We start from the raw sequence: 12588 nt of genomic DNA, 5'->3' as shown, positions 1-12588 counted from the left end.
CCACCGTGAAGCCGCTTTCGCCTTTTAGTGTTTGTGCCGCGTTACTCGGCATTGGACTCAGTTTGGCCACACCTTTAGCGGCTGCACAATCCGCTGACGACCCGGCCACGGCAGAGGAAGCGAAAGAAGAGATTGCGCGCGTTAATCGAGAAATCGCCACTCTCGAAAGTATGGTCATCTCGAGATCCAGCGAACGTGCCAAGCTTCAAAGTGCGCTTCGTGACACCGACACAGTCATCGCAACGACGAAGCAATCCATTGCACAAAGCACCCGTAGCATCGAGATGCTGAATCGCAGAATCAACAACTTAGAAGCCGAGGCTGTATCTCTAGAGCGCGATATCGCGTCGAGGCAGTCACAATTGGAGCGCGCCTTAGGTGCGTTTTCCATTTTGAGCCAAGGCGGGGATTTGAAGATTTTACTGGGTGACAGTGGTGCGCATGAAACCGAGCGCCATCGAGCGTATTTTGACCTATTGCTGCGTGAACAATTAGCGGAGATAAACGCATTCAAAGTGGCAGTCAGCACCCTCGACGCGAATCAAAAGGAACAAGAGGCAATCCGGGCCGATCAAGAGCACAAGCAAAAGGTGTTGAAAGAACAACAGGCCGATCTGCTCGCACAGCGAAACAGTCAGAGATCAATCATCGCCGAGCTCAGCGCCTTACTCGCGCGCGACGGCCAACAAATTGAGGCGCTAAAGGAAGACTTCGCTCGTCTCAATACGCTTTTAACAGAACTCACTCGACGAATGGCCGATCTTAATTTGCTCGGTGATTTTGAAGACTTTGCCTCGTCGGCAGGTAAGCTGCGTGCACCGATTAAAAGCCCAAGCAAAACGCGCTTTGGGCAGAAACGCGATCGCGGCGATCTTCGCTGGCAGGGCTGGCTCATGCCCGCCGGTCGTGGAACGGCGGTCCGTGCCATTCATTTCGGACGAGTTGTCTACGCAGATTGGCTCAGAGGTCAGGGTTTGCTTACTATCATCGATCACGGCAATGGTTGGATGAGCCTTTACAGTAGAAATGAAAGCCTCTTGAAAACAACGGGCGACTGGGTCGCACCGGGTGAGGAAATCGCGCGAGTCGGCTCAAGCGGCGGCGCTACGGACCCTGCGCTGTATTTTGAGATACGTTCTGACGGCGTGCCCGTTGACCCTGCTAAATGGATTCAGTGAGACTGATAAAACGATGACTATCACTACCCCAAAAAAATGGCGCCCGCGCAATCAGCTTTTTGTTACGGCACTGACGGCGGCACTCTCACTCACAATTTTGGAGGCATGGGGCCAGACGGAGGATCCAGCGGCGGTAGAGGTCAAAACGGCGCAATCCGCACAGGCGATTGGACCGGAAACGGACCCAGCTGAGACTCGCGAGCCGGTCAGTATTTCATTTGATGAGTTGCAACTCTTTGCCGACACCTTTGATGCCATTCGCAGAGGTTACGTTGAGGAAGTCACCGACGCCGAACTCTTTGAAATGGCCGTAAAAGGTATGTTGACTAGCCTTGATCCGCACTCGGCCTACTTAACAGACGACGGCTACAGCAATTTGCAGGAATCAACCGAGGGCCAGTTCACAGGTCTTGGGATCGAAATTGGTTACCGCGGTGGCTTTATTTCGATCGTCACCCCTATTGACGGATCGCCCGCAGAGGACGCAGGACTTCAAGCGGGAGATGTCATTTTGAAAATTGATGGCACGTCTACTCAAGGTATGTCGACAAACGAATCCTCAACCTACATGCGCGGCCCTGAAGGCACCAACGTGACACTTGAAATTGGCCGGGCCGGTGAGAGCCAACCGCTTGATATCGTTGTCACCCGCGGGGTCATCGACGTCCCCAGCGTTCGGTCGAGAGAAATAGATTCTGGCTATTGGCTCATTCGCGTATCTCGCTTTCAGCGCGACTCAGGAAAAGAGGTCGCTGACGCTTTGCTCGATGCCCTCGAAAAAGGGCCGGTTAACGGTGTTGTGCTCGATGTCAGAAACAACCCTGGCGGTGTACTCAACGCCAGCGTCGAAATGGCCAGTAACTTTTTAGATGGCGGTCTTGTTGTTTACACCCAAGGCCGGCACCCCGAGTCAAAAACCGTGTTAGAAGCGGAGCCCGGAGAGCTATTACCGGATGTCCCAATAGTCGTAATGGTGAATGGTGGCTCAGCTAGTGCTTCAGAGATTATCGCCGGCGCACTGCAAGACAGAGGCAGGGCCGTGATCATGGGCACCCGCAGTTTTGGCAAAGGGTCAGTCCAAACCGTATTACCCGTTTCAGAGACCAAAGCACTGAAATTGACGACATCGCTTTATTACACGCCCAACGGCCGATCCATTCAGGCAGAAGGCATCGTTCCCGACGTAGTGGTAGAGCGCGCGCAGCTTACAAGTCTTGAGCAGGGGCGCAGACTTCGAGAGGCTGATTTAAATCGCAGCCTGAAGAACACCGCTGAAACGCAAGCCTCTGAAACCGAGGAAATGGCCAGCTTGCGGGAAGACGACAACCAATTATACGAGGCGTTTACCCTGCTGAAGGGGATCAATGTTTATAAGCGAATTGATGCCAAACGTTCACAGGTGACGACTTCTGAACTTGCGTTCCCAGATCAAACGCCCGAGGAAGTAAAAGCGCTTAATGAGTAACGTCCTAGGCTAGCGCCGGACATGAATACCCGCACTCGCTAAATGCGCTTTCGCCTGGGCGACCGTGTAAGTGCCAAAGTGAAAGATACTGGCTGCGAGCACGGCATCAGCGCGACCTTCAGTGAATCCATCTACGAGGTGGTCAAGATTGCCAACGCCGCCGGAGGCAATAACCGGTATATCGACGGCATCTGAAATGGCGCGTGTAATGCCAAGGTCGTAGCCATCCTTCGTGCCATCCCTATCCATACTGGTTAGCAGAATCTCGCCCGCACCGAACTCTGCCATTTTTTTTGCCCAGGCCACCGCTTCAAGTCCAGTCGCCTTCCGACCACCGTGCGTGAAGAGTTCGTATCGACCCGAGCCATTACCGAGGTCTTTCACGTCCATAGCAACGACAATACATTGTGAACCAAAGCGCTCTGCCGCCTCTTTCACAAGCTCAGGGTTGAAGATGGCCGCCGTGTTGATACTGACCTTATCGGCGCCCGCGTTAAGCAGTGTTCGAATATCGCTTACCGCTCGCACACCTCCACCAACAGTAAGCGGTATGAAAACCTCTGACGCTATCTGCTCAACTGTGCGGTACGTGGTATCACGCTGCTCGTGCGTCGCTGTTATATCGAGAAAGGTTATTTCGTCGGCACCCGCGTCGTTGTATCGACGCGCTATCTCCACAGGATCACCGGCGTCGCGTATGCCAACAAAATTGACCCCTTTGACAACACGTCCCTGATCAACATCGAGGCAGGGAATTATGCGCTTAGCGAGCGCCATCAGGCGCGCACCAACCGGTCTGATAGCGCCTGCGCTTCCGCCACATTCAAAGTACCTTCGTAAATTGCACGCCCAGTGATCGCGCCGACAATACCGTTATGGCTAACCTCTGCTAGACGACGAATATCCTCGATGTCGGTGACACCCCCCGACGCGATGACAGGAAGCCCACCCTCAACAGCCAGATTGACAGTCGCGGCGATATTCACGCCCTGCATCATGCCGTCGCGCTCAATGTCTGTGTAGACAATGGCCTCGACACCGGCATCGCGAAAATCGCGCGCCAGATCCACAGCTTGTACGGTACTGGTCTCCGCCCAACCGTCGGTGGCAACAAACCCCGCCTTAGCGTCGATACCCACGATAATGTGCCCCGGAAACCGCGCACAAGCCTCGTGGACAAATTCAGGATTCTTTACAGCAGCGGTGCCGATGATGACGTAGTGAACGCCGGCGTTTAAGTAGCTCTCAATCGTGTTGCAGTCTCTAATTCCACCACCGATTTGAACTGGCAGGCTGGGTAAAGCCTGCGTGATGGCCTTGACCGCAGCAGCATTTTTAGGAGTACCGGCAAAGGCGCCATTGAGGTCAACCATATGCAGCCTGCGCGCGCCGGATTGCGCCCACTGTGCGGCCGTCGCTACGGGGTCATCAGAGAACACAGTGCTGTCGTCCATATCGCCTTGGCGCAAACGAACACACTGACCGTCCTTTAGGTCTATTGCTGGAATGACTAACATCTACCGTCCCAATCTAAAAAGTTTGCCAACAGCTTCACACCGTTGTCGTGACTCTTTTCCGGATGAAATTGCGTTGCGAACACATTTTCATGGGCCACCGCAGCTGACCCTGTGACGCCGTATTCGAAAATTCCACTCACCAACTCGCACTGATCGGCGGGCACATAAAAACTGTGTACGAAATAAAAATAGGCATTGTCTTCTATGTTGTTCCACATGGGGTGCGGTGTTAATTGCCTCACCCGATTCCAACCCATGTGCGGCACCTTCAGTTTGACGCCCGTCTCGTCGCGATGATCATGTGGAAACCGCGCAACGGGGCCCGTCAAGCAGTCAAGACAATCAACGCCGCCGTTTTCCTCTGAGTGTGTCATCAGCGACTGCATACCTACGCAAATGCCCAACACCGGTGTGCCCGCTTCAATGACACGCTTCAACGTTTCATCACAACCCAAACGTCTGAATTCACTAATGCAGTCGCGAATGGCGCCAACGCCAGGAAAAACAACACGGTCAGCCCTCAAGATCGGGGCGCGATCGGCCGTGACAACAACATCCTCTGCACCGGCTTTGCGCAGCGCACTTTCTACGGAGTGAAGGTTACCCATGCCGTAGTCGATAACGGCAACTGTTTGTGTCATCGCCTTACAAAACGCCTTTCGTCGATGGCATTGCCGACGGGGCACGCTCGTCAGCGGATACGGCCATTCTAAGCGCACGACCAAATGCCTTAAACATTGTCTCGGCTTGGTGATGGCTGTTCTCACCTTTTAAATTATCGATGTGCAACGTAAGTTGCGCGTGATTAACCAGCCCGTGGAAGAACTCTGCGAATAAATCCACGTCAAAGTCACCGACTGATGCGCGCGTAAAGGGGACGTTGTAGTGGAGACTGGGACGACCAGAAAAATCGATTACAACACGCGATAGGGCTTCATCGAGCGGTACATAAGCATGCCCGTAGCGCAAGATACCGCGGCGATCTCCAACCGCCTCGGCCAACGCCTGGCCCAACGTAATACCAATGTCCTCAACGGTGTGGTGTGCGTCGATGTGTAGGTCGCCATTCGCTTTTATGTTCAGGTCAACCATACCGTGTCGAGCAATCTGATCGAGCATGTGCTCCAAGAAGGGCAGCCCTGTATCGAACTCTGCTTTACCGGTGCCATCGAGGCAGACCGAGACAGTAATCTGTGTTTCCAAGGTGTCTCGAGACACGGTTGCTGAACGAACTGTCGTTTGAGCGTTGTCCATCTGTTTTTCCTAAACTTGAGTCGACCGCACCTATGAGGCGCTACACTAGGCGGCGAATTGTATAGCAAAGCGCCAGTCAGCTCATCTTATGAACGAATTGCCTCCCTTCTCAGAGCGACTATTAACGTGGTTTGATCAACATGGCCGCAAATCATTGCCCTGGCAGCACAATCGCACGCCCTACCGCGTATGGGTCTCAGAGATCATGTTGCAACAGACTCAGGTGGCAACAGTCATACCCTACTACACCCGTTTTATGGCCCGGTTTCCAGAGGTAGAGGACCTAGCAAAGGCACCTATTGATGACGTATTGAGCCTGTGGACGGGTCTGGGGTACTACGCTCGTGCTCGCAATTTGCATAAAACGGCCTGCCTTGTTGCAAGCGATTACGACGGGAAATTTCCGGACTCGGTAGAGGGACTCGAATCGTTACCGGGGATTGGACGATCCACAGCCGGCGCCATTCTCACCCTCGGACATGGCGGATGGGCACCTATTCTCGACGGGAATGTAAAGCGTGTCCTAGCCCGGTATTACGCTATCGCGGGTTGGCCGGGTCGGGCCGACGTACTCACCGCACTTTGGTCTGCGTCAGAGCAGGTGACACCGCATCAGCGGACCGCTGATTACACCCAAGGCATCATGGATTTGGGTGCGACACTGTGTACAAAGTCGAAACCCGAGTGCCTTTTCTGCCCTCTAACTGACGACTGCCAAGCCAGACTTGCCGGCACGCAAGCCGCCTTCCCGGGAAAGAAGCCTAAAAAGGCGACTCCCACTCGCAACACTCAATTCGTCATCTGCGTAGATGAACAAGGTGATGTTCTACTTGAAAAGCGTCCTCCATCCGGTATTTGGGGTGGGCTCTGGTCATTCCCGGAAGTGCAAAATACTGAAGCCTCTGCTATTCAAACGAGTCAATCTCAGATTGAGGCCGTCAGCCCCGTGATGTCGTGGCTTTCTGAGTATCGACTCGTCACGACTAAACCACCTGAGCATCAAGCCGTACATACACACACCTTCAGCCATTTTCGGCTCGATATTACGCCTGTGCTCTGTCGCGTTGAGACTGATGTGTCAAGAATAGCTGACCGTGACCGTTACGGCTGGTTTACAATAGCGCGCGCTTTGACGCTGGGCCTACCGGCACCTGTGGTCAAAATGCTGCAGTCACTCACTGTGTAAGCTCATACTAAGGATTTCTGGAATGCGTACCGTACACTGCCGCCGCTACAATAAAGAGCTCGAAGGTCTCGATCGACCACCGCTTCCCGGAGCAAAGGGACAAGCCATTTTTGACTCGGTCTCAAAGCAAGCTTGGGGCGACTGGCAAGCGCTCCAGACCATGCTTATTAACGAAAAGCACCTCAATATGATGGACCCCGATGCGCGTAAATACCTATCGGAACAGATGGAGCTTTTTCTAAGCGGTGGTGAACACGACCACGCGGAAGGCTACGTTCCTCCCTCACAGTCCAATTAAATAAAACCCCTACGAGAGATATTTAAATGCGCAGAGTCTTGCCATGGCTAATTACGGTAGCCGGTTGCTTCTTAGTAACTGGCGCGCTGGCCGCAGTGAAATACCAACAGATTACTGCCGCCATCGCCTTTGGCGCCTCTTTTCCAGAGCCCTATGAAGTGGTCAGTGCACAAAAGGTGAGCACCGTGTCCCACACGCCTGTTCGACGTTTGGGTGGCACTGTCCGTCGTCCAGAATATGTGGAGATTAGCCCTGAAGTGGGTGGTCGGATCGTCGCCCTTCCGTTTCAATCTGGCGCCGCGGTCAAAAAAGGACAACCGCTGCTCGAGCTGTTTTCAGCCGACCTCACAGCCCAACAAGAGGCACTCAGGGCAGAGCGTGACCTAACGATTACCCAATTGGGGCGAAGCCGAAAACTGAAGGCGCAGTCACTCATTGCACAGGATGACATCGACGTTCAAGAAGCCCGTCTCAACGCGTTGAACGCACAGATCCGTGCCATCGATGCACAGTTGACCCGACTGACGCTCAGGGCGCCTTTTGATGGCCGCATGGGTATCTACACCCACGTCGTGGGAGACATGATTGATAGCGGCGAAATCATCACTGACTTCACCGGCTTGGGTGCAAAACGGTGGGTCGACTTCAAGGTTCCACAAGGTCTTGCACGTATTGGTGTAGGCGACACCGTGAATATTTTCGACCTCGATAATTCTCTTTTAGGAACGGCAAGGGTGATTGTTGTTTCAGACACCATCGACGCCAAGACGCGCACTTTCGACGTGCGGGCAATGACCCAAAATGCCCGCTTAAAACACGGAGAATTGCTTCAAGTCGAGTTAGCTAGTGGTACACCTAGCATTGTGTATGAGCTCCCACCCGCCAGTATCCGTTGGGACACCGAGGGCACTTACATTTTCGAACTAGCAGACGCCGAAGCCGGTGCTCAACAGCCTCTGCGCGCTGTGCCGATGCGGGTCACGCTCATCGATGAAACCGCAAACTCGGCGATCTTTACTGCGGACTTAGATGAAACGGCGCTTTTTGCGACCACCGGTTCATTTAAGCTCTCAGACGGCGTACTTGCCCGTATTTATTCTGGGGCGAAGTGATTATGGCGGATCTGAAAGACCGGCCTCGCTGGAATGACATCTTTGTAAAACGCCCCGTCATCGCGATTGTCGTGTCGCTGTTTCTTCTTCTCGCCGGCCTCCGCTCTGCGGTAGATATCCCCGTTTTGCAGTTCCCGGTTATTCAAAGTTCTTCGATCCAGATCATCACGCCCTACCCGGGCGCGACGGCCGAGTCGGTACAAGGCTTCGTCACCGAACCGATTGAGCGCGTCGCCAACGCGATTCCAGGGGTCGATTACGTTGAGTCCGTCACCACATCGGGCGAGAGCATCGTCACCGCTTGGATGCAGCTCAACGAGGACAGCACAGACGCGCTCGCAGAGCTGTCATCAGGACTGAGTCAGATTAGGCTTGAACTACCAGACGGTGCCGAAGATCCGTTCATTGAGGTAAGCCGGGCGGACAGCCCCTACGCCAGTTTTTATCTGGCGGTCAGTGTTCCCAAAACGCGGTCTTTAGGTGAGGTTACTGACATCGTTCAACGCGATATCGTGCCCCAGTTAACATCCGTTCCGAATGTTCAGCGTGTTGAGAACAGCGGTGTTAAGCCCGCCATGCGGATTTGGCTCAACGCCTGGAAGATGGCGGCGCTTGGCGTAACCGCGCACGACGTGCGCGATACCTTACAGAGTAACAATGTCATTGGCGCATTAGGCGCCAGCGAGAGTGCAACCCAGCGCATCACGTTGAAGACAGATGCGACAGCGAGGACGGCTGACGACTTCCGGTCCATGATCATCCGGGCTGAAGATGGCGCAGAGATCCGTCTGGGAGATGTCGCTCGCATCGAGCTTGGCATGGAAGACATGCAAATGCGCAGTCGCTACGCACAGGATCTCGTCGTGTTCCTGCCCATTTATGCGGCCCCTGGTGCAAGTGAGATCGCCGTTGCCGACGCTCTGTACAACCGTATTGAAGACATTAATGAGGTACTGCCTGAAGACCTCGAACTCATCATGGCGTTCGATATTTCAAATTACATGCGTGACTCGCTTCGAGAAATCGTGACCACATTAGGCGAAACCATCCTGCTGGTCGGCTTCGTTGTTGTCGCGCTGATGGGATCATTCAGAACCGCACTTGTGCCGCTCATGACGATACCTATCTCCCTACTCGGCGCCGTGGCCGCCATGTCCGTCATTGGCTTTTCTTTCAACCTTCTGACGGTACTCGCCATCGTCCTATCGGTGGGTTTGGTGGTCGACGACGCCATTGTAGTGGTGGAAAACGTCGCTCGAAATTTGAGGGCCGGTATGAGTCGATATCAAGCGGCCCTAACCAGTTCAAGAAGGCTGCTCGGACCTATCGTTGCCATGACGGCAACGCTTGCGGTGGTCTACGCACCCATTGGTTTCTTATCAGGCCTTTCTGGCGTGCTGTTTCGAGAGTTCGCCTTCGCGCTAGCGGTCGCAGTTCTCATCTCCGGCTTCGTCGCCATGACCCTGTCTCCTGTCCTGAGTGCGTGGGTCTGCCCTGACAAGGGACATGAATCCCGAACCACACGCTGGGTCAACCAGCGCTTTGACGCAACGGCTGACGCTTACTCCTATGTCGTCGATTTCTCGCTCAAATGGCGTTATCAACTTATCACGGCGGGTGTCTTCTTCTCCTTACTATCGGCACCGCTATACCTTTTTTCGCTCAAAGAGCTTTCTCCCGTTGAAGACCAAAGCAGTCTCGGTTTGGTTTTTGAATCAGCGCCAGAATCGTCGCTACAGGAAACCTACGAAGGTTTTTATCAGGTCGTTTCTACGCTGGAGGAAAAGCCTGAGCCCTCCTACATGTGGCAAATCGTGCAGCCCAATGGCGGGTTTGGTGGACAGGAGTTTGTGCCACCAGAGGAGCGTGATCGCAGGGTCACAGATATGGTTTTTGAGATTTACCAGAGCATCAAAAACTCCCCGATTGTCTCGGCCATTCCGTTCGAGGAGGCCTCCTTGCCATCGGCGGGCCGATTTGACGTTGAAGTCGTCATTACTTCCTCAGACACCAACGAGAATATGCTCGACGTCGCGCGAGAAATGGTCGACGAAGCCCAGTCCTCCGGCAGCTTTCTGTTTGTCGAAACGGATATCAAGATTGATCGCGTTGAAGCCGAGTTTGAAATAGATAAGGAGCGCTTAGCTGACCTTGGCATGAGCTTAGGAGACCTCTCTGCACAAATGGGGCTAATGGTTTCGCCTGCCTACGTGACACGTTTTGACGAACGGGGACGTGCTTATCGCGTTATTCCAATGTTAGAAGATGCGCAGCGAAGCTCGCCCTCAGCGTTGCTCGATATCCCGGTTCGCATTCCGAACGGCGAGCTTGTGCCATTTGGCTCGCTGGTAACGCTGAGTCGGTCTACTCAGCCCAGAGCCCTCACTCGGTTTCAGCAAAAAGACGGGTTTAAGATCTATGGCGCGATCCTTCCGGGCACCACAAAAGATCAAGGCCTTAAGATCATCGAAGACATTGCTAGCCGCATGCTCCCGGAGGGATATGTACTCGATTACCTCGGTGAGTCGCGTGAATTACGAAGTGAAGGCAACACCATGGCCGGTGTACTCTTGATTGCCACCGCACTTGTTTTCTTGGTTCTAGCCATACAGTTCAATAGCTTTAGAGATCCCCTCATCATTCTCTTGGGATCCATACCACTGGCGTTGTTTGCCGCGCTAACGATTACCTTCCTCAACTTCAGCACCATCAATATTTTCTCGCAGGTCGGTCTTGTCACCCTCGTGGGGCTGGTTACCAAAAACGCGATATTAATTGTCGACTTTGCCAATCAGGAGCGCATTGCCGGGGTTGAGAAGCTTCAGGCGATCAAAAACGGTGCGATCGCCCGATTACGACCTGTTCTGATGACAACGGGCGCAACCGTCCTCGGGCATTTTCCGTTAGTTTTGGTGACGGGTGCCGGCGCAGAAGCGAGAAATAGCATTGGTGCCGTATTGGTATTTGGCATGCTCATTGGAACGCTGTTTACGTTAGTGATTCTGCCGGCTGTTTACGCGGTGCTCGCCTCCAATCGCGACATGACGAAAGACGCTAAAAGCAGTGAGATTGAGGCGAGCTTGGATAATGAAGCCGCAATCGCCTAGTTTACTTGACGGCTAAACAACTCAACGGTTTAATACGCGCCCTCCGAAGTACTTTCTTCAGATTAGCCCAGGTAGCTCAGTTGGTAGAGCAGGGGATTGAAAATCCCCGTGTCGGCGGTTCGATTCCGTCCCTGGGCACCATTCCAATAAGCTAAGAGTGCACTTGCGAACGTCGCGGACTTACCCTTCTCGAACTTACCCTTCTCGAACTTACCCTTCTCGAACTTACCCTTATCGAACTTACCAGAGCGACTCTGAGTCCTACCTTAGACGGCAAAGCGCTCAACGGCGCGGTTGTTAAGAACGCAAAGAATCACCTTTTGAGGGTAAGTAACCATCGCCGCCATCTCGGCGCTTTGACTCCCACCGTATGGTGGCTCGCATCTATCCCCTGGGAATTTAAGAGCACTTAAACCCTATGGGGTATTTTGCAACCGACCAACTTTATGACAGGCTAATCAGGCAACCTCCTGGGGGGGGCGAGTATATGTATAAATTTTGCGAGGCGATTGTCTTTATTTTTCTGGGATATTACGCAGCCTTTTCATTGCAGATGAATGCAATTGGCGGCATTCCCTCGGAAAGTCCGGATGCCGTTTTTCTGGCGCGCTCGCTGGTTGACTATCGAACCCTATTTATTGTGTGCCTTGTCAGCCTATACGTTTTTTTTAGGGTCATCGGAAAGCAAATACATACAACGATATGTATTTCAGCGTTACTGGCTTGGGTCATGTTTTTAGAAGACCTCTTAGCTTTGGAGAATGCGTTTTTCGTCCCCGAACTTGCGCTGGCTAAAGTAGTCCAGTTCACCAGACCCCTCTTCATTCTGGCGCTCACATACATGGCAATAGAAGCTCAGAGGAATAAGCTCTGATGGCAGACTCAAACGACAATCAAAGCAAACACGTTCTCACACAAGCGGAATACGAGGCCCTTTTAAACGCGCCTAGAGAGTTAACGCTCAGTACGTATCAAGAGGTGCTGACCAACAAAACACTGGCATTTAAAGTTTATTTTTTTCTTATCTCAGGGATTACGGCTAGCTATTTGATAGCGTACTTCTTAGGAGGCCTCGACGCCCACTTGACCTATGGCTGGAGTTCCGTTGCCGAAGATCATCAACTGCATAAGCTCAGGTTCGCCCTCGGCTTCGTCATGCTCGCAACACTGCATGGGCTGCTGCTTTTGCGACAACGGCTTTACACAGCGGGGCTGTGCGCCGCCTCGATCGTCATCTACTTTTTTGCATCCAGTATCAGTCGCTTAATAGAGTATGACGTGGCGATTGCTGACCCTGCATTCTTGCTGCTTTACTCGGCGATTCACTTATCCATCATTGCCCTCACCGTGTTGCTTGCCCTCGAAGATGAAAGATCGTTCGAGAGCGAGTGGTCGCTCTAAAGCAGCTCGTAGATGACTCTGACCCCTTCGTCTAAAGTGGCCTTGAAAATACGGGCTTAGCGACGTCCAC

The 12588-nt window shown here is 53.2% G+C and carries 12 protein-coding genes and 1 tRNA gene; 9 read left to right on the top strand and 4 right to left on the bottom strand.

The window, feature by feature from the left end; translation table 11 throughout:
* Positions 1–5 precede the first annotated feature (5 nt).
* On the top strand, positions 6–1178 hold the full coding sequence (locus E0F26_RS03400) for a murein hydrolase activator EnvC family protein (protein WP_279242645.1): 1173 nt from the start codon (positions 6–8) through the stop codon (positions 1176–1178).
* Positions 1179–1191: 13 nt separating this feature from the next.
* The gene (locus E0F26_RS03395) at positions 1192–2643 is read left to right on the top strand and encodes a S41 family peptidase (RefSeq protein ID WP_279242644.1); all 1452 of its coding nucleotides are present in this window, start codon (positions 1192–1194) and stop codon (positions 2641–2643) included.
* Positions 2644–2652: 9 nt separating this feature from the next.
* Here the strand turns inward: E0F26_RS03395 and hisF are convergent, their stop codons facing one another.
* The 4 genes from hisF to hisB are packed head-to-tail and all read right to left on the bottom strand — an operon-like array spanning position 2653 to position 5414.
* Positions 2653–3420, bottom strand: coding sequence for an imidazole glycerol phosphate synthase subunit HisF (gene hisF, locus E0F26_RS03390; RefSeq protein WP_279242643.1), 768 nt, complete (start codon positions 3418–3420; stop codon positions 2653–2655).
* Positions 3420–4160 (bottom strand): 1-(5-phosphoribosyl)-5-[(5-phosphoribosylamino)methylideneamino]imidazole-4-carboxamide isomerase, encoded by a 741-nt coding sequence (gene hisA / locus E0F26_RS03385; protein ID WP_279242642.1) that lies wholly within the window; start codon positions 4158–4160, stop codon positions 3420–3422. Before hisA ends, hisF begins: the two co-directional genes overlap by 1 nt.
* Complete coding sequence (gene hisH, locus E0F26_RS03380) at positions 4154–4801, bottom strand: imidazole glycerol phosphate synthase subunit HisH (RefSeq protein WP_279242641.1); 648 nt, start codon at positions 4799–4801, stop codon at positions 4154–4156. Before hisH ends, hisA begins: the two co-directional genes overlap by 7 nt.
* 4 nt (positions 4802–4805) lie before the next feature.
* On the bottom strand, positions 4806–5414 hold the full coding sequence (hisB, locus tag E0F26_RS03375) for an imidazoleglycerol-phosphate dehydratase HisB (RefSeq protein ID WP_279242640.1): 609 nt from the start codon (positions 5412–5414) through the stop codon (positions 4806–4808).
* 88 nt (positions 5415–5502) lie between these two features.
* On the opposite strand from hisB, the gene mutY reads away from it, so the two are divergent.
* The 7 genes from mutY to E0F26_RS03340 all read left to right on the top strand — a co-directional run bounded on the left by mutY (position 5503) and on the right by E0F26_RS03340 (position 12518).
* Positions 5503–6600, top strand: coding sequence for an A/G-specific adenine glycosylase (gene mutY / locus E0F26_RS03370; RefSeq protein ID WP_279242639.1), 1098 nt, complete (start codon positions 5503–5505; stop codon positions 6598–6600).
* Between the two features lie 22 nt (positions 6601–6622).
* Complete coding sequence (locus E0F26_RS03365; RefSeq protein WP_279242638.1) at positions 6623–6898, top strand: oxidative damage protection protein; 276 nt, start codon at positions 6623–6625, stop codon at positions 6896–6898.
* A gap of 26 nt (positions 6899–6924) precedes the next feature.
* Complete coding sequence (locus E0F26_RS03360; protein WP_279242637.1) at positions 6925–8010, top strand: efflux RND transporter periplasmic adaptor subunit; 1086 nt, start codon at positions 6925–6927, stop codon at positions 8008–8010.
* A 2-nt stretch (positions 8011–8012) separates the two neighbouring features.
* On the top strand, positions 8013–11117 hold the full coding sequence (locus tag E0F26_RS03355) for an efflux RND transporter permease subunit (RefSeq protein WP_279242636.1): 3105 nt from the start codon (positions 8013–8015) through the stop codon (positions 11115–11117).
* A gap of 65 nt (positions 11118–11182) precedes the next feature.
* Positions 11183–11258, top strand: a tRNA-Phe gene (locus E0F26_RS03350).
* 277 nt (positions 11259–11535) lie between these two features.
* Positions 11536–11991, top strand: coding sequence for a hypothetical protein (locus E0F26_RS03345; protein ID WP_279242635.1), 456 nt, complete (start codon positions 11536–11538; stop codon positions 11989–11991).
* The gene (locus E0F26_RS03340) at positions 11991–12518 is read left to right on the top strand and encodes a hypothetical protein (protein WP_279242634.1); all 528 of its coding nucleotides are present in this window, start codon (positions 11991–11993) and stop codon (positions 12516–12518) included. Before E0F26_RS03345 ends, E0F26_RS03340 begins: the two co-directional genes overlap by 1 nt.
* Positions 12519–12588 lie beyond the last annotated feature (70 nt).

The sequence above is a fragment of the Candidatus Paraluminiphilus aquimaris genome, assembly GCF_026230195.1.
GTDB classification, from domain to species: domain Bacteria; phylum Pseudomonadota; class Gammaproteobacteria; order Pseudomonadales; family Halieaceae; genus Luminiphilus; species Luminiphilus aquimaris.
The sequence above is the reverse complement of the archived record's forward strand: the minus strand, read 5'-3'. Positions and strand labels throughout refer to the sequence as shown.